17 protein-coding genes are annotated in these 19,956 nt (G+C 71.2%); 12 read left to right on the top strand and 5 right to left on the bottom strand.

The window, feature by feature from the left end:
• Positions 1–222: 222 nt before the first annotated feature.
• Both AB0J02_RS38565 and AB0J02_RS38570 read right to left on the bottom strand, forming a co-directional pair.
• Complete coding sequence (locus tag AB0J02_RS38565) at positions 223–2,100, bottom strand: ABC transporter ATP-binding protein (RefSeq protein WP_363198555.1); 1,878 nt, start codon at positions 2,098–2,100, stop codon at positions 223–225.
• Positions 2,097–3,932 (bottom strand): ABC transporter ATP-binding protein, encoded by a 1,836-nt coding sequence (locus tag AB0J02_RS38570; protein WP_363198556.1) that lies wholly within the window; start codon positions 3,930–3,932, stop codon positions 2,097–2,099. The genes AB0J02_RS38565 and AB0J02_RS38570 overlap by 4 nt, the downstream gene beginning before the upstream one ends.
• A gap of 152 nt (positions 3,933–4,084) precedes the next feature.
• Here AB0J02_RS38570 and AB0J02_RS38575 point away from each other — a divergent pair, with 152 nt between their 5' ends.
• The 4 genes from AB0J02_RS38575 to AB0J02_RS38590 are packed head-to-tail and all read left to right on the top strand — an operon-like array spanning position 4,085 to position 7,730.
• Positions 4,085–5,005 carry an ABC transporter ATP-binding protein gene (locus tag AB0J02_RS38575; RefSeq protein ID WP_363198557.1) on the top strand — a complete coding sequence of 307 codons (921 nt, stop codon included), beginning with the start codon at positions 4,085–4,087 and terminating at the stop codon, positions 5,003–5,005.
• Positions 5,002–5,775: an ABC transporter permease gene (locus AB0J02_RS38580; protein ID WP_363198558.1), complete on the top strand. Its 774-nt coding sequence runs from the start codon at positions 5,002–5,004 to the stop codon at positions 5,773–5,775. Before AB0J02_RS38575 ends, AB0J02_RS38580 begins: the two co-directional genes overlap by 4 nt.
• Before the next feature lie 37 nt (positions 5,776–5,812).
• A complete protein-coding gene (locus tag AB0J02_RS38585) occupies positions 5,813–7,096 on the top strand; it encodes a sensor histidine kinase (RefSeq protein WP_363198559.1) in 1,284 nt (427 codons plus the stop codon).
• On the top strand, positions 7,089–7,730 hold the full coding sequence (locus AB0J02_RS38590) for a response regulator transcription factor (RefSeq protein WP_363198560.1): 642 nt from the start codon (positions 7,089–7,091) through the stop codon (positions 7,728–7,730). Before AB0J02_RS38585 ends, AB0J02_RS38590 begins: the two co-directional genes overlap by 8 nt.
• 3 nt (positions 7,731–7,733) lie before the next feature.
• Here AB0J02_RS38590 and AB0J02_RS38595 read toward each other — a convergent pair whose 3' ends face one another.
• Complete coding sequence (locus tag AB0J02_RS38595; protein ID WP_363198561.1) at positions 7,734–8,861, bottom strand: HAD family hydrolase; 1,128 nt, start codon at positions 8,859–8,861, stop codon at positions 7,734–7,736.
• 308 nt (positions 8,862–9,169) lie between these two features.
• Positions 9,170–11,449 carry a glycogen debranching protein GlgX gene (glgX, locus tag AB0J02_RS38600; RefSeq protein WP_363198562.1) on the bottom strand — a complete coding sequence of 760 codons (2,280 nt, stop codon included), beginning with the start codon at positions 11,447–11,449 and terminating at the stop codon, positions 9,170–9,172.
• Positions 11,450–11,591: 142 nt separating this feature from the next.
• Between glgX and AB0J02_RS38605 the strand changes: the two genes are divergently transcribed.
• From AB0J02_RS38605 to AB0J02_RS38630, 6 genes are all read left to right on the top strand, one after another.
• Complete coding sequence (locus AB0J02_RS38605; RefSeq protein WP_363198563.1) at positions 11,592–12,812, top strand: Ig-like domain-containing protein; 1,221 nt, start codon at positions 11,592–11,594, stop codon at positions 12,810–12,812.
• 165 nt (positions 12,813–12,977) lie between these two features.
• Positions 12,978–14,159, top strand: a complete 1,182-nt coding sequence (locus tag AB0J02_RS38610) for an Ig-like domain-containing protein (protein WP_363198564.1) — start codon at positions 12,978–12,980, stop codon at positions 14,157–14,159.
• 43 nt (positions 14,160–14,202) lie between these two features.
• Entirely contained in the window at positions 14,203–14,970 is a 768-nt protein-coding gene (locus AB0J02_RS38615; RefSeq protein ID WP_363198565.1) for an enoyl-CoA hydratase-related protein, read from the top strand.
• A 283-nt stretch (positions 14,971–15,253) separates the two neighbouring features.
• On the top strand, positions 15,254–15,757 hold the full coding sequence (locus AB0J02_RS38620; RefSeq protein WP_363198566.1) for an ATP-binding protein: 504 nt from the start codon (positions 15,254–15,256) through the stop codon (positions 15,755–15,757).
• Between the two features lie 301 nt (positions 15,758–16,058).
• Entirely contained in the window at positions 16,059–16,853 is a 795-nt protein-coding gene (locus AB0J02_RS38625) for a polysaccharide deacetylase family protein (protein ID WP_363198567.1), read from the top strand.
• Between the two features lie 50 nt (positions 16,854–16,903).
• Complete coding sequence (locus tag AB0J02_RS38630) at positions 16,904–18,067, top strand: PQQ-binding-like beta-propeller repeat protein (protein ID WP_363198611.1); 1,164 nt, start codon at positions 16,904–16,906, stop codon at positions 18,065–18,067.
• Here AB0J02_RS38630 and AB0J02_RS38635 read toward each other — a convergent pair whose 3' ends face one another.
• Entirely contained in the window at positions 18,068–18,700 is a 633-nt protein-coding gene (locus AB0J02_RS38635) for a GNAT family N-acetyltransferase (protein ID WP_363198568.1), read from the bottom strand.
• Positions 18,701–18,751: 51 nt separating this feature from the next.
• Here AB0J02_RS38635 and AB0J02_RS38640 point away from each other — a divergent pair, with 51 nt between their 5' ends.
• Both AB0J02_RS38640 and AB0J02_RS38645 read left to right on the top strand, forming a co-directional pair.
• On the top strand, positions 18,752–19,666 hold the full coding sequence (locus AB0J02_RS38640) for a MerR family transcriptional regulator (RefSeq protein ID WP_363198569.1): 915 nt from the start codon (positions 18,752–18,754) through the stop codon (positions 19,664–19,666).
• A gap of 58 nt (positions 19,667–19,724) precedes the next feature.
• The gene (locus tag AB0J02_RS38645; protein ID WP_363198570.1) at positions 19,725–19,940 is read left to right on the top strand and encodes an EF-hand domain-containing protein; all 216 of its coding nucleotides are present in this window, start codon (positions 19,725–19,727) and stop codon (positions 19,938–19,940) included.
• Positions 19,941–19,956: the final 16 nt, after the last annotated feature.

Here is a 19,956-nt window from a genome sequence, read left to right on the forward strand (position 1 = left end):
GGAGGGGCTTGAGTGGGGCTGGAGTGGGCGGGATGTTGGCTGGGGGCGGCTGGGGCTCGGCTCTGGGGCTCTGTCCCGGTCCCCGCTCCTCAATCGCCGGAGGGGCTTGAGTGGGGCTGGAGTGGGCGGGATGTTGGCTGGGGGCGGCTGGGGTTCGGCCCCGGGGCTCTGTCCCGGTCCCCGCTCCTCTATCGCCGGAGGGGCTTGAGTGGGGGCGGGGCGTTAGCTCACCAGGCTGTCCTGCCAGGCTCGGTGCAGGTCTGCGTAGATGCCGGTTCCGCCGGTCAGGTCCGAGGGGGAGCCGTCCTCCACCACCCTGCCGTTCTCCATCACCAGGACGCGGTCCGCGATCGCCACCGTGGAGAGGCGGTGCGCGATCACCACGGCCGTGCGGCCGCGCAGCACCGTGAGCATCGCGCGCTGGACCGCCCGCTCCCCGGGGATGTCCAGCGAGCTGGTCGCCTCGTCGAGGATCAGTACCGCCGGGTCCGCGAGCAGCGCCCGCGCGAACGCCACCAACTGGCGCTGCCCGGCCGAGATCCGCCCGCCGCGCTTGCGCACATCGGTGTCGTAGCCGTCGGGCAGCGCGGTGATGAAGTCGTGGGCGCCGATCGCCCTCGCGGCCTCCTCGATCTCCTCGCGGCTCGCCTCCGGACGCCCGATCGCGATGTTCTCGGCGACCGTCCCGGAGAACAGGAACGCCTCCTGCGTCACCATCACCACCCCGCGCCGCAACTCGGCGTGGGACAGCTCCCGCAGGTCGACCCCGTCGAGCAGCACCCGCCCGTGCGACGGGTCGTAGAAGCGGGCGAGCAGCTTCGCCAGGGTCGACTTGCCGGCGCCCGTCGAACCGACGACGGCCACCGTCTGGCCGGCCGGCAGCAGCAGGTCGAAGCGCGGCAGCACCTCACCGCCCGTGCGGTAGCCGAACGAGACGTCCGCGAAGTCCACTTCGCGCCCCGGCCGGCCGGGGCGCGGCGCGGGCAGCGGACGCGGCGACTCCGGCTCCGGCACGGACGGCGTCTGTTCGAGGAGGCCCGCGATCTTCTTCAGGGACGCGGCCGCGGACTCGTACGAGTTGAGGAACATCGCGAGCCGGTCGATGGGGTCGTAGAGGCGGCGGATGAAGAGCACCGCGGCCGCGAGCACGCCCAGTTCGAGGGTCCCGTCCGCGACCCGGTACGCGCCCCACAGGACCATGCCGGCGACAGCCGTGTTCGCGAGGAGGCGGGAGCCGATGACGTAGCGCGCCATCTCCAGCATGGCCGTGCCGTTGGCCCGCTCGTGCCGGTGGTTGAGCACGCCGAAGTGCTCGTCGTTGGCCTGCTCCCGGCGGAACGCCCGCACCGGCCGGATGCCGTTCATCGTCTCGACGAACTTCACGATGACCGCGGCGATCGCCGACGACCGCTCCCCGTACGCGCGCGCGGCCCGCCGCCGGTAGAGCCGGATGAGGACGGACAGCGGGACGAAGGAGAGCGCGGCGACCGCTCCGATGCCCAGGTCGAGCCAGAGCAGCATCACGGTGATGTAGAGCGAGGCGAGGATGACGTTGACCAGTTCCTGCAAGCCTTCGGCGAGCAGTTCGCGCAGCGCCTCGACGTCCGTCGTGGCCCGGGAGATGACCCGGCCGGAGGTGTACCGGTCGTGGAAGTCGACGCTGAGCGCCTGCGCGTGCCGGAAGATGCGGCCGCGCAGATCGAGCAGCGCGTTCTGGCTGACGCGGGCGGAGAGCTGGACGTAGGCGTACTGGAAGGCAGCCGAGCAGCAGGCGGTGAGCAGGAAGGCGACGCCGACCGCGATCAGCGGCCCGTAGCGGTGGTCCCGGAACGCGGGCACCGCGCCGTCGATGGCGTACGCGACGATCAGCGGCCCGGACTGCACGGCCGCCTGCTGGAGCAGCAGCGCGAGGACGGTGAGCCAGACCGTGCGGCGGTGCGGCGCGAGCAGCGAGCGCAGCAGCAGACCCGTCGCACCCTTGGGCGTGGGCAGGTCGTCCTGGTCGAAGGGGTCGCCGGGGGAGGGGGGCCGGACTGCGCCGTCCGGGGTGTCCGGGCCGTCCGGATCGGTGGGCGCCTGGGTGTTCGCGGTGGTCGTCATGTCTGCGCTGCCTCCCGGGCGTCGCCCGCCGTGTCCCCCGACATCAGGTGCCGGTACTCCGCGCTCGTGCGCAGCAGTTCGTGGTGCGTGCCCACCGCCGTGATCCGTCCCCGGGAGAGCAGTGCGACCCGGTCGGCGAGCAGCACCGTGGAGGGGCGGTGCGCGACGACGAGGGCGGTGCTGTCCGCCAGCACCCGCCGCAGCGCCGCCTCCACCGCGGCTTCCGTGTGCACGTCGAGTGCGGACAGCGGGTCGTCCAGGATCAGGAAGCGCGGTGCGCCCACGACGGAGCGGGCGAGCGCGAGGCGCTGGCGCTGACCGCCGGAGAGGCTCAGCCCCTGCTCGCCGACCTCGGTGTCGACGCCGTCCGGGAGGCGTCGCACGAAGTCGGCCTGCGCCACCCCGAGCGCCCGCTCCACCTGCTCCGGGGTGCCGTCGGGCGCGCCCATCAGCACGTTCTCGGCGACGGACGCGGAGAACAGGGTCGGCTCCTCGAACGCCATCGACACGAGGGTGCGCAGCTCGTCGCGCGGGACGGCGGTGACGTCCCGCCCGTCGAGCGTGATGCGTCCCGCCGTGACGTCGTACAGGCGGGGCACGAGCGCGGTCAGTGTGGTCTTGCCGCAGCCGGTCGCGCCGACCAGGGCCATGGTCTCGCCGGACCGGACGTGCAGGTCGATCCGGCGCAGCGTCGGCTCGGAGTCCTCGGCGGCGTCCGGGTAGCGGAACTCGACGCCGTCGAAGCGGAGTCCGTCCTCGCCGGGTGCGGCGGCGGACTGCCGCACCAGCGGGTCCTCCTCCTCGGCGTCCATCACCTCGAAGTACCGCCGTGTCGCCGTCGCCGCCTCCTGGCTCATCGCCAGCAGGAAGCCGATGGACTCGATGGGCCAGCGCAGCGCGAGCGCCGTCGACAGGAACGCGACGAGCGTGCCGGTGGACAGCTCGCCGTCGGCGACCTGCACCGTGCCGATGACGAGGGCCGCGCCGAGCGCCGCCTCCGGCAGCAGCGTGATCACCGCGAGGATGCCCGCGAGCAGCCGCGCCTTGGTCAGCTCGGTGCCGCGCAGCGTGCGCGACAGCTCACGGAAGACGCGGGCCTGGCTGCGGTGCCGGCCGAACCCCTTGATGATCCGGATGCCGAGCACGGACTCCTCGACGACGGTCGTCAGATCGCCGACCTGGTCCTGGGCCCGGCGCGACGCCTGCGCGTACCCGTGCTCGAACCGGTAGCAGACCGCGATCAGCGGCACGGCCGGCGCGAGCAGCACGAGCCCGAGGCTCCAGTCCTGTGCGACGAGCAGGGTGAGACCGGCGGCGATGGTCACCCCGTTCACGATCAGGAACGTCAGCGGGAAGGCGAGGAACATCCGCACGACCATGAGGTCCGTCGTGCCGCGTGACAGCAGCTGGCCCGAGGCCCACCGGTCGTGGAAGGAGACGGGCAGCCGCTGCAGATGCCGGTAGAGATCGCCCCGCATCGCCGCCTCGACCCCCGCGAGCGGCCGCGCGATGAGCCAGCGCCGCAGCCCGAACAGGAGTGCCTCGACGATGCCGAGCGCGAGCAGCACCCCGGCGCCGGCCCACACCCCGCCCGGGTCCCGGTCGGTGACCGGTCCGTCCACGATCCACTTCAGCACCAGCGGAAACAGGAGCCCCACGAGCGACGCCAGTACGGCCACCGCGGCAGCGCCCGACCAGCGCGCCCGCACCGGCCGTACGTACGGCCACAGCCGCAGCAGCGTGCGGGACGCCGACTGCCGTACAGGCGCCGGGTGTTGGTCCGCCCCGTCGATCCGGTCAGGGTCCGTGGTAGGTGCATCCGTAGTCGCCATCAGGGGTGAGACTACGGTTCGGCACTGACAACGCCCAGTGGGTTTCCGGCGGCCGACCACCGCGGTCGTACCGCCCGTCAACCGATCGGCTGATGCCCCTTCGAGCGCGATGGCCGATGCCCGGGCCGCCCCCGTCGGGCGACGCTTGGGCCATGACCACCACCAGTGCACCGCTCATCGAGGTCACCGGGCTGCGCAAGACGTACGCCGGGCGGGCCGTCGTGGACGGGATCTCCTTCGCCGTGGAAGAAGGCGAGATCTTCGGCATCCTCGGGCCCAACGGGGCCGGGAAGACCACCACCGTGGAGTGCGTCGAGGGACTGCGCGTCCCCGACGAGGGACAGGTGCGGGTCGCCGGGCTCGACCCCGTGCGCGACCACGAGAAGGTCACCCGGATCCTCGGCGCCCAGCTCCAGGAGAGCGAGGTCCAGGCCAAGCTGACCGTGCGCGAGGCCCTGGAGCTGTACTCCTCCTTCCATCCGGACCCGCTCGACTGGCGGCCGCTCGCCGAACGGCTGCGGCTCGACGAGAAGCTCTCCACCCGGTTCGCGAAGCTCAGCGGTGGCCAGAAGCAGCGCCTGTTCATCGCGCTCGCCCTCGTCGGCAACCCGCGCGTCGTCGTCCTCGACGAACTGACCACCGGACTCGACCCGCGCGCCCGCCGCGACACCTGGCAGCTCATCGAGGACGTACGGGACAGCGGGGTCACCGTGCTGCTCGTCACGCACTTCATGGAAGAGGCGCAGCGGCTGTGCGACCGCATCGCCGTCATCGACAAGGGGCGCGTCGCCGCCCTCGACACCCCGGCCGGGCTGATCAGCCGCGCCGCCGGGGCGACCGTCATCTCCTTCACTCCGTCCGCGCCGCTGGACGAAAGGGAGCTGGCCGGACTCCCCGGGCTCGCCACCGTCGAGCACCGGGACGGCCGGACGACCCTCACCGGCGGCGACGAGACCGTCAACGCCGTCATCACCCTGCTCGCCCGGCACCACATCACCGCCCATCAACTGCGTGTCGTCGACGCCACGTTGGACGACGCGTTCCTCGACCTGACGGGAGCCGGCCAGTCATGAGCGCCCTCGCCCACACCCCGGTGCGTCTGCCCGGCGCCAACTCCGCCGTCCTGAAGAGCGAGGTCCGGCTGTTCCTGCGCGAACCCGGCGCTCTCTTCGGCATCGCGGTCTTCCCGCCCGTGCTGCTGGTGATCCTCGGCTGCATCCCGGCGTTCCGCGCATCGGACTCGGGGCCCGACGGCCTGCGCCTCATCGACGCGTACGTGCCCGTCACCGTGCTGCTCCCGCTGATCGTCGCGGGCCTGCAGGCGATGGCGCCGGTCATCGCCGGATACCGGGAGCGCGGCATCCTGCGCCGCATGTCGACCACGCCCGTACGACCGCCCGCGCTGCTCGGCGCGCAGATGGCCATCCACGGCGTCGCGGCCTTCGTCTCGTCGCTGCTCTCGCTCGCCATCGGGCGGCTCGCGTTCGACGTCCGGCTGCCGCAGCAGGCCTTCGGCTACCTGCTCGCGCTCGTGCTCTCGGTCGTCGTCGCGCTGACGCTCGGCGCGCTGGTCGCCGCGCGGGCCCGTACCCAGAAGGTCGCGGGGGCGATCGGCTCGGCCGTGTTCTTCCCCAGCATGTTCTGCGCGGGGGTGTGGCTGCCGGTGCAGTCGATGCCGGACGCGCTCGCCCGGGTCGTCGAGTGCACCCCGTTCGGCGCCGCGTCCCAGGCCCTGAACGAGGCCGCCGCCGGGAGCTGGCCCGGCTCGGCCCACCTGGGCGTCCTCGTCCTGTGGGCCGTGGCCCTGTCCGGCTCCGCGGCGCGCTGGTTCCGCTGGGAGTGACGTGAAGAGGGACGGCGGGGCCGTGGAGACTGAGCGTATGACCAGGGGTACCGGAGTGGAGCGCACAGCGGAGGAAGCCGTCGCCGCCATTGAGGAGCGGCGGCTGGCCTTCCACCGCTGGGCGCCCTACGTGCTGTTCGGCGTCGGCTTCGTCCTGTGCGTCGTCACGTCCGGCATGATCGGCACGGATCGCGTCGAGTGGTACGCCATCGGCGTCCTCACCGCCGCCGGACTCGCCCTCCAGCTGTGGTGGACCCGAAGGGAACGCACCCGGCCGGGACCATCCGCCGCCGGCGTCTTCTGCTACTGGACGCGCTGGGCCTTCGCCTTCGTCCTCGCGATGATCAACCCGTTCTACTCGTTCTACGCGGCCGTCGGCTACTTCGACGCGGACCGGTTGCTGCCGCGGTCGCTGCAGTGGCCGGGCCTGCTCGCCTCGGCCGTCATCATCGCGGGCGCGCAGGCCGGGGGGTTTCCGCCCGACGGATCGCTCGGCTGGTCCGTGTTCGGCGGGCTGCTCGTCGTCAATCTGGTCCTGGTCTTCGTGACGGGGCGCCTCCAGGGGCAGGAGGAGGATCGGGCGCACGCGCAGGCCCGCATCATCGGGGAACTGGAGGAGGCCAACACCGCCCTCCAGCAGGCCATGGACGAGAACGCGCAGCTGCACACCCAACTCCTCGTCCAGGCAAGGGAAGCGGGCGTCGCCGACGAGCGCCGCAGGCTCGCCGCCGAGATCCACGACACCATCGCGCAGGGCCTGACCGGCATCATCGCCCAGCTCCAGGTCGTCGCGAACGCGCCCACCCTGGAAGTCGCCCGCGAGCACCTCGACCGCGCCTCGGGCCTCGCCCGGCACAGCCTCGGCGAGGCCCGCCGCTCCGTGCACAACCTCTCGCCCGCCGCCCTCGCCGACGCCACCCTGCCCGAGGCGCTGAAGAAGACGGTCGCCGACTGGGCGGGCCGCACCGGCGTACGCGCCGAGTTCACCGTCACCGGCACCGCCGAACCCCTCCACGACGAGATCGAGGCGTCCCTGCTGCGAATCGCCGAGGAGGCCCTGTCCAACGCGGCCCGGCACGCGCACGCGACCCGGCTCGGTGTCACCCTCTCCTTCATGGCGGGCGAGGTCACCCTCGACGTGCGCGACGACGGCCTCGGGTTCGACCCCGTCGCCCTGCCCGCCCGCACCGGCACCGCGGGGTTCGGCCTCGACGGCATGCGGGCGCGCGCCGAACGCCTCGCGGGCGACGTCACCATCGAGTCGGAGCCGGGCGGCGGCACGGCGATCTCGGCTCGCGTACCGTTGGTCCGCCATGACTGACCCCGTGATCACCCTCCTCATCGTCGACGACCACCCCGTGGTCCGCGACGGCCTGCGCGGCATGTTCGAATCCGCCGACGGCTACACGGTCCTGGGCGAGGCGGCGAACGGCGTCGAGGCGGTCACCCGCACCGCCGAACTCGACCCGGACGTCGTCCTCATGGACCTGCGCATGCCCGGCGGCAACGGCGTCGACGCCATCAAGGAGCTGACCCGCCGCGGGGCCCGCGCCCGCGTCCTGGTCCTCACCACGTACGACACCGACTCGGACACGCTGCCCGCGATCGAGGCGGGCGCCACCGGCTACCTCCTCAAGGACGCGCCGCGCGAGGAACTGTTCACGGCGGTGCGCGCCGCCGCCGAGGGCCGCACGGTCCTCTCCCCGGCGGTCGCCTCCCGCCTGGTCACCGCCGTGCGGACGCCCGCCGCCCCCGCCGACGAGACCCTCTCGGCCCGGGAGCGCGAGGTCCTGGGCCTGGTCTCCAAGGGCACCTCGAACAAGGAGATCGCGCGCGAGCTGTTCATCAGCGAGGCGACGGTGAAGACCCATCTCACGCACATCTACGGCAAGTTGGGCGTGAAGGACCGTGCGGCGGCGGTGGCGGTGGCGTACGACCGCAAGATCCTCGGCTAGCCCCTAGCCGATCTGTTCCGGGGTCACGGTCACCCACCGCTTGTCGGCGGTGACCTTCTGCCCCAGCTCCTTCTGCCGCTTCGCGCCGTCCGCCTTCATGGCGTTCAGCTCCTGCATGTAGCTGTCCTTGCGGTTGACCCATACGCGGACCCCGCCGTGCGCCACGTCCACCGACCGGAACAGCATCGGGCCGTCGCTCCTGGGCGTGTCCCCGGCGGCCAGAACCGGCTTCTTCCATGCGTCGATGTACGTGCTGATCGCGGCGGGCTTGCCCTCGTACCAGGTGGCCGGCGCCCACAGAGTCGGTGTCAACTCCCGGTTCTCCAGCGCCTTTTGATCGAACGTCCCGGCCGCGATCTCCTTCCGGGAACTCGTCACGTCACCCGTCTTTCGGTCCTTCAGCAGGGCGGCGACGCCGAGCACGTTCTCCGGCTTCACGTCGTAGCCGTACTTCGGATCGGCGAGCACCATCCGTACGAGGTCCTCGCTCGCGGCGCTCACCACGTACACCTCGATGCCGTGCGAGCGCAGCGCGTGGTACAGCTCCCGCATGCCGTCCGAGAACCGCGGCGGCTTCGCCCCGCCCGGCAGCGGCTTGTCGTACGCCAGCAACTCGTCGACGTAGCCCTTGAGCTGCTTCAGTGTGAACCCGGAGAAGATCTGCGCGGCCCACGGATAGCAGACCTGGTCGTCGACCTCGCACAGCCGGTTGTAGTACTCGGTCAGCGTCTCCTTGTGCGTGGCCGTGTCCTTGAAGGGGATGACCTTCAGCGACGGGTCCATCGTGTCCCGCGTCAGGACGCCCTTCGTCTCCAGGAAGGGCAGCAGCGACTCCTCCAGGTCGTTTCGGTACGTCGTGTTGTCCGCGTCGAAGGTCGCGTACGCGCCCTGGTTCTTGTGCGCGGCGATCACGCGGGCGAGCTGTGCGGCCTGCGGCCGCGGCCAGTGCTTCAGCTGGGCGGCGATGGTCCGCACGGCGGTGTTGTCGTCGCGGCCGGCCGCCGCGGTGGCGTCGGCGCCCGGCCACAGCACGGTCGTGGCGAGAGCGGCGGCGAGGGCGGCGCCTGCGGCCCCGAGCAGAAGGGGCTTCTGGGGCTTTTTGCGGAAGGAGTCACTGCTGGTGAAGTTCACGGCGGGCCACGCTAGGGCGGCCCCGCCGCCTGCGCCATGATCGACGTCACCGCGGGTGACGGGCATGCGCCCCGCAGGCACGGGTATGGGCAAGCCCAGTCTCCGGTGGTTCGCGGGCGCTCCGAGCGTCTGCCGGGTTCCTGTGGCCTTACGAGTGCGAGTTCGTCGTGGCTGGTCGCGCAGTTCCCCGCGCCCCTGAGATGCGCACTTCGTGCGGCATCTCCTGAGGGGCGCGGGGAACTGCGCGAGAAGTCCCCACCGAGCCGCACCCGCCGACGAAGCCCCAACCCGGCGGACACAATCGCGGGCTACTCCCGAACCCGGAGCAACAACACCGTCCGGGCCCCCACCGTGATCACCGTCCCCGCGCCATGGACCACACCCGGCACCGAACCCTGCTCCTCGGAACCCGTGTCGACCACCACCTCGTACCCCAGGGCCCACGGCTCCCCGGGCAGCACGAACTCCGACGCCCTGTCGCCCGCGTGCAGGACGGCCAGGAAGCTGTCGTCCTCGACCGGCTCGCCGTGCGCGTCCCGGCCGGGGATGTCCCGCCCGGACAAGTACATGCCGAGCGTGGCGGCGGGCGCGTACCAGTCCCGCTCGGTCATCTCCGTGCCGCGCGACGTGAACCAGGCCAGGTCCCGCAGCCCGTCCGCCGAATGCGCGCGCCCCGAGAAGAACGCCCGCCGCCGCAGCACCGGATGCGCGTGCCGCAGCGCGATCAGCCGGGACGTGAGGTCGAACAGCGCCCGCCAGCCGGGGTCGTCCAGGAGCCCCCAGTCGACCCAGCTGATCTCGTTGTCCTGGCAGTAGGCGTTGTTGTTGCCGCGCTGGGTGCGCCCGAACTCGTCGCCCGCGACCAGCATGGGCACCCCCGTCGACAGCAGCAGTGTCGTCAGCAGGTTCCTCAACTGCCTTCTGCGCAGGGCGAGTACGGAGGCCTCGTCGCTCTCGCCCTCGGCGCCGCAGTTCCATGACCGGTTGTCGTTCGAACCGTCCCGGTTGCCCTCGCCGTTCGCCTCGTTGTGCTTGCGCTCGTAGCTGACCAGGTCGCGCAGGGTGAAGCCGTCGTGCGCGCTGATGAAGTTGACCGACGCGTACGGCCGCCGCCCGCCCCACGCGTACAGGTCGCTGGACCCGGAGAGCCGGTAGCCCAGATCCCGTACGTCCGGGAGCGCGCCGCGCCAGAAGTCCCGTACGGCATTGCGGTACCGGTCGTTCCACTCCGTCCACAGCGGGGGGAACGCGCCGACCTGGTAGCCGCCGGAGCCCACGTCCCACGGCTCCGCGATCAGCTTCACGCGGCGCAGCACCGGGTCCTGCGCGATGACCGCGAGGAACGGCGACAGCATGTCGACGTCGTGCATGGAGCGGGCCAGCGCCGCCGCGAGGTCGAAGCGGAAGCCGTCGACGCCCATCTCCGTCACCCAGTAGCGCAGCGAGTCGGTGATCAGGCGCAGCACGTGCGGCTGCACCACGTGGAGGGTGTTGCCGCAGCCGGTGTAGTCGGCGTAGCGGCGCGCGTCGTCCTGCAGCCGGTAGTAGCCGCGGTTGTCGATGCCCTTCAGCGACAGCATCGGGCCCAACTCGCCCGCTTCCGCGGTGTGGTTGTAGACCACGTCGAGGATGACCTCGATCCCCGCGTCGTGCAGCGCCCGCACCATCCGCTTGAACTCGTCGACCTGCTGCCCGCCCGTGCCCGACGCCGCGTAGGCCGCGTGCGGGGCGAAGTAGCCGATCGAGTTGTAGCCCCAGTAGTTCTTCAGGCCCCTGCGTAGCAGGTGGTCCTCGTGGGCGAACTGGTGCACCGGCAGCAGCTCCACCGCCGTCACCCCGAGCCGTGTGAGGTGCTCGATCGCGGCGGGATGGGCGAGGCCCGCGTACGTGCCCCGCAGCCGCTCCGGTATCCCGGGGTGGCTGCGGGTGAAGCCGCGTACGTGCAGCTCGTAGATGACCGAGTCCGCCCAGGGCGTCTTCGGCCGCCGGTCGTCCACCCACTCGTCGCCGGGCGCGTCGTCATGGACCACGACCCCCTTCGGCACGTACGGGGCCGAGTCCCGGCCGTCGCGCACGGTGTCGGCCACGTGCTGCTCGGGCCAGTCGCGCACGTGCCCGTACACCTCGGGGGGCAGCACGAACTCACCGTCCACGGCCCGCGCGTACGGGTCGAGCAGCAGCTTGGCCGGGTTCCAGCGGGCGCCCGTCCACGGGTCCCAGCGGCCGTGCACCCGGAAGCCGTAGCGCTGCCCGGGCAGCACGCCCGGCACGAAGCCGTGCCAGATCTCATGGGTCAACTCGGTGAGCGGCGCCCGGCGTTCGCGCCCCTCCTCGTCGAACAGGCACACCTCGACGGATTCCGCGCCGCCGGCCCACAGCGCGAAGTTCGTTCCCGCGACCCCGTGCGGGCCGACCCGGAACCGTGCGCCGAGCGGCATGGACGCGCCGGGCCACACGGGATCGAGCGGGGGCGTGCGCCCACGCTCCGGCTCGTTCGGCGCCGGGGCGCGGACGGGCGGCCTTCCGTTCCCCGTCCGTCCGGCCGGCACACCGGCCTGCACTGCCTCCTGCTCGGGTGCGCTCGACACCTGTCAGCCTCCCGCGGCTCCACGAAGGTTGGGCGATGGGGCGGACGGCGTCCCGACCAGGCCCCGTCCCCTCTCCACTGTTCTGCCCAGAGCTTGGGTCGCACTCACGTTTCCCCGGCGGGGGGAGCGTCGTTGGCCTCACGTGAGAACAGCTGTGGGGCGCGCGCGGCGCGCAGGGGCGACACTGGCCGCCGTACTGACATGGGCAGGACTTCTCGGCGGGCTCGCCGGGTGCGACGCGGGCGGGACACTCGGCAAGCCCCGTTCGCCGGAGAATCTGATCCGGGTCGCACCGGACGACGCCAGCAAGGACGTGAAGACGGACGACAGGCTCCAAGTCGAGGTCCCCGAGGGCCGGTTGGAGTCGGTGAAGGTCGTCAGGGTGCAGGACGCGCAGGAAGAGGCGGTACCGGGACGCCTGGAGGAGGACAGCACGCGGTGGCGCCCGACCGGCCCCGGCGCGGACCGGCTGACACTCGGTGCGAAGTACACCGTCGACGCGGTCGCGGTCGACGACGGCGGCCGCCGGATGGCCCGCCACACCACCTTCACGACGGCCGTGCCCGACGAGCGGTTCATCGGCTACGTGACGCCCGAGAACCGCGCCACGGTCGGCACGGGCATGATCGTGAAGCTGGAGTTCAACCGGGACATCGACAACCGCGCCGCGGTCGAGCGGGCGATCCGGGTCAGGGCCCGGCCCGCCGTGCGCGTCGCCCCGCACTGGTTCGGCAGGTCGCGCCTCGACTTCCGCCCCGAGAAGTACTGGAAGCCCGGCACCACGGTCACCGTCGACCTGGGGCTGCGCGACGTCGAGGGCGCTCCCGGTGTCTACGGCCTGCAGCACAAGTCGTTCTCGTTCACCATCGGTCGCAGCCAGGTCAGCCTGGTCGACGCGGCGCGGCACACCATGGAGGTCCGCAGGGACGGGGAGCTCCTCGACACCCTGCCGATCACGGCGGGGGCGCCGAGCTCGACGACGTACAACGGGAAGATGGTCGTCACCGAGATGCTCGACGTCACCCGTATGAACAGCCGCACGGTCGGTTTCGGCGGCGAGTACGACATCCCGGATGTGCCGCACGCGGTCCGGCTCACCGACTCCGGCACGTTCCTGCACGGCAATTACTGGTCGGGCAGCGCCTTCGGCTCCAGCAACGTCAGCCACGGCTGTGTCGGCCTGCGCGATGTGAAGGGCGGCAGTTCGCTCACCCCCGCGGGCTGGTTCTTCGATCGCACGCTCATCGGCGACGTCGTCGAGGTGAAGAACAGCGCTGACAAGAAAGTGGCTCCTGACAACGGCCTCGGGGGCTGGAACATGGACTGGAAGGAGTGGACGGCGGGGGCCGCGGCGGGTTCGTAGCCCACGGGAGCGCGGAAAGGGGGTCTGCGCCCGGCCGTTGGGACCGAACGGTGACATATGTGGGGGGCCGTTTTCCCAGGTCGTGCAGTTAATCTTTCAAACGCGCGCGCAGACGCGCGGGAGTGCGGGCCTTGGACCGAGGCCGTGCGAGGGGAGAAGAACATTTTGAACGGGCGACGACCGATATCGGCGGCTCTGCTGGGGGCAGCGCTGCTGCTGGTCACCGCGTGCGGTGGCGGGGGCGATTCGGGTCATGACGGCAAGGGGAAATCCGGCAAGGCGGCCGAGGCGTCACAGGCCGTCGTGACGGTCGCGCCGAAGGACGGCGCGGGCGGCGTCGCCACCAGCGGGGCCCTCAAGGTCACCGCCGCCAAGGGCAAGCTGACCGAGGTGAAGGTCGCGGACTCCAAGGGCAACGCGGTCGAGGGCGAGATAACCGGCGCGAGCAGCTGGACCCCCGCGCACCACCTGGCCGCGTCGACCAAGTACACGGTGCACGCGGTGGCGAAGGACAAGGACGGGCGGGAGTCGGCCAAGGACACCGCCTTCACCACGCTCACCCCGAAGAACACCTTCGTCGGTACGTTCACACCGGAGGACGGTTCCAAGGTCGGCGTCGGTATGCCGTTCTCGGTGCACTTCACGCGGGGCATCACGCACCCCGAGGACGTCGAGAAGGCGATCACCGTCAAGACGGAGCCCGCCGTCCCGGTCGAGAGCCACTGGTTCGGCAACGACCGCATCGACTTCCGCCCCGAGAAGTACTGGGCGAGCGGCACCACGGTCACCGTCAAGCTGAACCTCGACGGGGTCGAGGGGCGTCCGGGCGTCTACGGCAAGCAGGTCCGCACGGTGAAGTTCACCATCGGCCGCAGCCAGGTCTCCACGGTCGACGCGAAGACGCACATGATGACCGTCAAGCGCGACGGCAAGACCCTCAAGAAGATCCCGATCACGACGGGCAAGCCGGGCTACGAGACCTGGGACGGCCAGATGGTCATCAGCGAGAAGCTCGCGGTGACCCGGATGAACGGCGAGACGGTCGGCTACGGCGGCGAGTACGACATCAAGGACGTCCCGCACGCCATGCGCCTGACCACATCGGGCACGTTCATCCACGGCAACTACTGGGGCGGCGGCGCGTTCGGCAACTACAACGCGAGCCACGGCTGTGTCGGCCTGCGCGACGTCCGTGGCGGCTACGACAGCAAGGTCCCGGCCGCCTGGTTCTTCAACCAGTCGATGATCGGCGACGTGGTCGTGGTCAAGAACACCCACGACAAGACGGTGGCCCCGGACAACGGGTTCAACGGCTGGAACATGTCCTGGGCGGACTGGAAGAAGTAGGGCGACCGCCGCGGCGCGGTGAACGGCCGCTAACCTGCGGCCCATGACCGTACACCTGGAAATCGCCGACGGGGTGGGCACGATCCGCCTCGACCGCCCCCCGATGAACGCCCTGGATGTCGCCACCCAGGACCGCGTCAAGGAACTGGCAGCAGAGGCCACGGCCCGTACCGACGTACGGGCCGTGGTCGTCCGCGGCAGCGAGAAGGTCTTCGCGGCCGGTGCGGACATCAAGGAGATGCAGGCCATGGACCACGCGGCCATGGTCGTGCGGGCCCGCGCGCTGCAGGACTCGTTCAGCGCGGTGGCCCGTATCCCCAAGCCCGTCGTGGCCGCCGTCACGGGGTACGCGCTGGGCGGCGGCTGCGAGCTGGCGCTCTGCGCCGACTTCCGGATCGCCGCCGACAACGCCAAACTCGGCCAGCCGGAGATCCTGCTCGGCCTGATCCCCGGCGCCGGCGGCACCCAGCGCCTGGCCCGCCTGGTCGGCCCCTCCAAGGCCAAGGACCTGATCTTCACCGGACGTCAGGTGAAGGCCGACGAGGCGCTCGCCATCGGCCTGGTGGACCGGATCGTCCCGGCCGGGGAGGTCTTCGCGGCGGCGCACGCCTGGGCGGCGAAGCTGGCGCAGGGCCCGGCGATCGCCCTGCGCGCCGCCAAGGAGTCCATCGACGCGGGTCTGGAGACGGACCTGGAGACGGGTCTCGCCATCGAACGTGGCTGGTTCGCGGGTCTGTTCGCAACCGAGGACCGGGAGACCGGAATGCGCAGCTTTGTGGAGGAAGGTCCGGGCAAGGCCAAGTTCGCCTGAGGGGCCCTCAGATACACCGGTCAACTCCCCTGCGCCTCGGTCGAGTTGATCTCGTACCTCGTTGGAGCGCATTATCCGAACCTTAAGGCGGCCTTAAGTGAACCTTGTCCGTGACGATCACGAATCGGTCGCGCACGGTAAGTCATCGCAGGTCAGATGGGTTGCGAAAGCTCCTTAAGTGCCGGTGGCATATGCCAAACCGACTCTCCGGAATGAGGCGTTCCGGGGGGTCTATTCAGCCGGAACGGCCCCAAGACCCCGTCTCTGCAGCCATCATGGGGGCATGGCGGGGCTTGAGGGTGTCGAACAGCCGCGACGGCACGGAAGTGCGACCGCGGCGCGCTGGTCTCCCGCGGTCGAGGACGAACACGCGCTGCGGGCGCTGGAGTTGTTCGGAAATCCGACCGAGGCGGAGGTGCCTCTGCCGTCGCGTCCGGAATCGGCGGCGACCGCCCGCCGCCTCGCCCAGGTCATCGTCCTGCGTCACTGGGGGCTGTCCCCGAAGATGACCGAGGACGCGGTCCTGCTCGTCTCCGAACTCGTCGGCAACGCCGTGCGGCACACCGGCGCCCGCGTCTTCGGACTGCGCATGCTGCGCCGCCGGGGCTGGATCCGCATCGAGGTGCGCGATCCCTCGCGCGGCCTGCCGTGTCTGATGCCCGTGCAGGAGTTCGACATCTCCGGCCGCGGCCTCTTCCTCGTCGACAAGCTCTCCGACCGCTGGGGCGTCGACCTGCTGCCGCGCGGCAAGACCACCTGGTTCGAGATGCGCGTCGCCGACCGCTGAGCCGGCCCGGAACGCACGAAAGCCCCCGTTTTCGCCGTCGTGCGGCGCCGCGGGGGCTTTCGTGTGGTGCGCCGCGAACAGTGGGGGGTGTAGTCCGCGGCGTCTGACGACGACCTGGCCCGGGTCAATGGGGGTCGTGGCACCGATCATGGCAGACGGGTTCGCCGAGGACCAAATAAATCATCGGCGACATGGGCCACCAGCCTCGCAAATGAAGAATAAATACACCTGGCATCCAGTAATCGTTAAGGCCCTCGGGTCGGTAAGAGGCTTTTGTCCGTGATCCCTCTTAAATGGGCGGGTGACACAGGCAGAACCGATCCGACGCCGCTCGGCCCTGCGCGTCGGCGCCGGGCTCACCGCCGCTCTTGCAACCGGTTGCGCCGCCGGACGGCAGGCGCCCACCCCGGCCCCGGCCGCCCATTCGGCGTCCCCCAGCCCCGCCCGCCCCGCCCGCCCTGCCCGCGCCGCCCCCGGCCCCCGCCGGCTCCCCGGCCTGCCCGCCCAGATCGGCCACGGCCCGCGCACCGGCGACCGCGTCGCCCTCACCTTCCACGGCCAGGGCGACCCGGCCATCGCGTACGCCGTTTTGAAGGAGGCCGAGCGGGCCCGCGCCCACGTGACCGTGCTCGCCGTCGGCACGTGGCTCGACGAACACCCGGCCGTCGCCCGGCGCATCCTCGACGGCGGCCACGACCTGGGCAACCACACCCTCCACCACCGCTCCGTCAACACCATGTCCGAAACCGACGCGTACGCCGAGATCACCGGCTGCGCCGAGCGCCTGCGCCGCCTCACCGGTTCCATCGGCACGTGGTTCCGGCCCTCGCGCACCCAGACGGCGACGCCGCTCGTCACCCGCCTCGCCCAGCGCGCCGGATATCCGCACGTCCTGTCGTACGACGTCGACTCGCTGGACTTCACCTCGCCGGGCGCGGACGCCGTCGTCACCAACGTCACCTCGGCCGTGCGATCCGGCTCGGTCGTCAGCCTGCACTTCGGCTACCGGGACACGATCGCCGCCCTGCCGCCCCTCCTGGACCACCTCGCCCGTCGCGGCCTGTCCGCGGTGACCTGCACGGAGCTGCTCACGTGAACACCACCCCGTCCGACTCCCCGAAGGCCCGCCCGAGCCGGCGCACCGGTGTGCTGCTCGCCGCCGCTGTCACCGTCGTCCTCGCCGCACTCGCCGGGTGCGGCACCGAGGACACGGCGGACCGCGGCACCCAGGGCGCCGTGGTCCCGGTCAGGCCGGCGGCGCCGAAGCAGCAGGCCGTGAACGGGCTGCCCGGTATGCCGCCCGTCCAGGACCCCAAGGACGTGTACGCCGCGGACCGGCCCAACAAGCTCTCGCCGGTGGTGAAGGACTTCCCGTCCCGCGTCTACGTCCCCAACACCGAGTCCGACTCGGTCACCGTCATCGACCCGAAGACGTTCAAGGTCACCGAGACCATCCCGGTCGGACGGCAGCCCCAACACGTCGTCCCGTCCTGGGACATGAAGACGCTCTGGGTGAACAACAACCGCGGGAACACCCTCACCCCGCTCGACCCGAAGACCGGCAAGGCGGGCCCGCCGGTCGACGTGCACGACCCGTACAACCTGTACTTCACGCCCGACGGCAAGTACGCCGTCGTGATGGCCTCGCTCGACCGCCAGCTGGTCTTCCGCGACCCGCACACCATGAAGATCAAGCACACCGAGCCGGTCAGCTGCTACGGCGTCAACCACGCCGACTTCTCCCGCGACGGCCGCTACTTCATCGTCAGCTGCGAGTTCAGCGGCGAACTCCTGAAGGTCGACACGGCGAGGATGAAGGTCGTCGGCCAGCAGAAGCTCCCCTTCCAGGGGGCCATGCCGCAGGACGTGAAGATGTCCCCGGACGGCAAGAGGTTCTACGTCGCCGACATGATGGCCAACGGCATGTGGGTCCTGGACGGCGACACCTTCGGGAAGCCGCGGCTGCTGCCGACCGGCAAGGGCACGCACGGCCTCTACATCAGCCGCGACTCCAAGGAAATGTTCGTCACCAACCGTGGCGAGGGCACCGTCTCGATCTTCGACTTCACGCGGAACCGGCTGACGAAGAAGTGGCAGCTGCCGCAGGGCGGCAGCCCCGACATGGGCGGCGTCTCGGCGGACGGCAACACGCTGTGGCTCTCCGGCCGTTACGACTCCGAGGTCTACGCCATCGACACGCGCACGGGAGTGCAGATCGCCCGCATCCCGGTCGGCGACGGCCCGCACGGCCTCGCGGTGTACCCGCAGCCCGGCCGCTACTCCCTGGGCCACACCGGCATCTTCCGGTAGTCACCGGGCGGTCAGCAGCGCCTCCGATCCCACCGGGCGGTAACCCGCCGCCTGGAACACCCGGACACTGCGTGCGTTGCCCGGTGACTGCTGCGCCCAGACGAACTCCTCCGTGACCAAGTGCCGGGCGGCGACCGCCAGTTGCCGCCCGAGCCCGCGGTGGCGTACCTCCTCGGCCACCTCGATCGCGGCCTCCGGACGCCCGCCGACCCCGCGCCCGAGCACCAGCACGCCGCCGTCCGCCTCCCACACCCGCACCTCGTCCCGGTGCGCGAGGGCCCGCGTCACCCGGGGGTGCTCCCGGTCCCTGATCTCCCGCAGCTCCAGCGGCGGCGGGCCCGCGAGTGCCGGCGCCACCGTCAGCAGGTCGACCGTGTCGTGGGCGCGGCCCGTGCGGTCCATGAACGCGGCGAGGAACCGGGCGTTCATGGACGCCGCGAACGCGTCGCAGTCCACCGCCGCCAGCGCCTCGCGCACCCACTGTTCGGGCTCGTCGGTGAAGATCACGGTGTGCGCCGTGAACGCGATCACTCCGGCGTCCCGCGCGCACATCTGCGGCACGACCGTCGTCGTACCGTCCGGCGGCGGGAAGACACCCTTCGCCGCCGCGTCCAGAATGTCCCGCAGCTCCACCTTGACTCCTCGCTTGAGTCTCCACCCACTGGAAGGCCCAGACTCCTCGACATGACCGACGACGGCCCGCAGCGGCTCACCATCGGACAGCTGGCCCGCCGCACCGGCCTCACGGTGCGCACCATCCGCTACTGGTCCGACGAGGGCGTCCTGTACCCCGTGGCCCGCAGCGACGGCGGCTACCGACTGTACGACGCCGAGTCGGTGGCCCGCCTGGAACTGATCCGCACCTTGCGCGAGCTGGGCCTCGGCCTGGACGACGTACGCCATGTGCTGGCCGGGGAGCGGGACATCGCGTCGGTGGCCGCCGCGCACGTGCGGGCGCTCGACGCGCGGATGCGGACGCTGCGGCTGAACCGGGCGGTGCTGTCGACGGTCGCGAAGCGCAACTCGACCACCGAGGAGATGGCCCTGATGAACAGGCTGGCGCGGCTCTCCGCCGCCGAACGCAAGCAGATCATCGACGACTTCATGGAGGAGACGTCCGGCGGCCTGGACGCCGCCGATCCCGATATCCGCAACCGGATGCGGGTCATGGTCCCGGACCTGCCCGACGACCCGTCCAGCGCCCAGGTCGACGCCTGGGTGGAACTGGCCGAGCTGATGCGGGACGCCGGCTTCCGCGCCCATATGCGCCGGATGATCGAGTTCAACAGCGCCGACCGCGGCCCGGACGTGGCACCGGGCAGCTCGCTGTGGTTCATGAGCCGCCTGGTGCAGCTCGCGAGCGAGGCCCTGGAGCGCGGGGTCGCGCCCGCCTCCGACGAGGCGGACGAGGTGCTCCGGGGCCTGCTCGGCGACGCCGACCGGGCCGAGGTCCTGCACCGTCTGGAGGACGGGGCCAACAACGATGTCGCGAGGTTCCGCGACCTGGTCTCCCTGGTCCGGGGCCTGGAACCCACGCGCCGCCCCGACGAGGAGTTCACCTGGGTACTCGCCGCACTGCGTGCGCGGCTCGCCGGATAATCTGACCCCGTCAACACAGCAGTACGTAACAGCGGTACGTAAACGAGGGGTGGTCCCGGTGGCGGACATCGAGGAAGCACGCAAGGCGTTCGCGCGGTTCGACGCGGACGGCGACGGCTTCATCACGGCGGCCGAGTACAAGAGCGCCATGGCGCAGATGGGCGACTTCAACGTCACCGAGTCGGTGGCCGAGGTCCTCATCGCCCGGCAGGACACCGACGGGGACAAGCTCCTCTCGTTCGACGAGTTCTGGGCGAACCTGAACAAGGCCTGACAGCCGCCGGGCGAGG

Origin of the sequence: Streptomyces sp. NPDC050264 (genome assembly GCF_040655895.1) — a bacterium.
GTDB lineage: Bacteria > Actinomycetota > Actinomycetes > Streptomycetales > Streptomycetaceae > Streptomyces.

Coding starts and splice junctions, on each gene's coding strand:
- AB0J02_RS38590 (WP_363198560.1), top strand. CDS start 7,089: ATGACTGACCCCGTGATCACCCTCCTCATCGTCGACGACCACCCCGTG.
- AB0J02_RS38580 (WP_363198558.1), top strand. CDS start 5,002: ATGAGCGCCCTCGCCCACACCCCGGTGCGTCTGCCCGGCGCCAACTCC.
- AB0J02_RS38570 (WP_363198556.1), bottom strand. CDS start 3,932: ATGGCGACTACGGATGCACCTACCACGGACCCTGACCGGATCGACGGG.
- AB0J02_RS38575 (WP_363198557.1), top strand. CDS start 4,085: ATGACCACCACCAGTGCACCGCTCATCGAGGTCACCGGGCTGCGCAAG.
- AB0J02_RS38640 (WP_363198569.1), top strand. CDS start 18,752: ATGACCGACGACGGCCCGCAGCGGCTCACCATCGGACAGCTGGCCCGC.
- AB0J02_RS38620 (WP_363198566.1), top strand. CDS start 15,254: ATGGCGGGGCTTGAGGGTGTCGAACAGCCGCGACGGCACGGAAGTGCG.
- AB0J02_RS38565 (WP_363198555.1), bottom strand. CDS start 2,100: ATGACGACCACCGCGAACACCCAGGCGCCCACCGATCCGGACGGCCCG.
- AB0J02_RS38615 (WP_363198565.1), top strand. CDS start 14,203: ATGACCGTACACCTGGAAATCGCCGACGGGGTGGGCACGATCCGCCTC.
- AB0J02_RS38585 (WP_363198559.1), top strand. CDS start 5,813: ATGACCAGGGGTACCGGAGTGGAGCGCACAGCGGAGGAAGCCGTCGCC.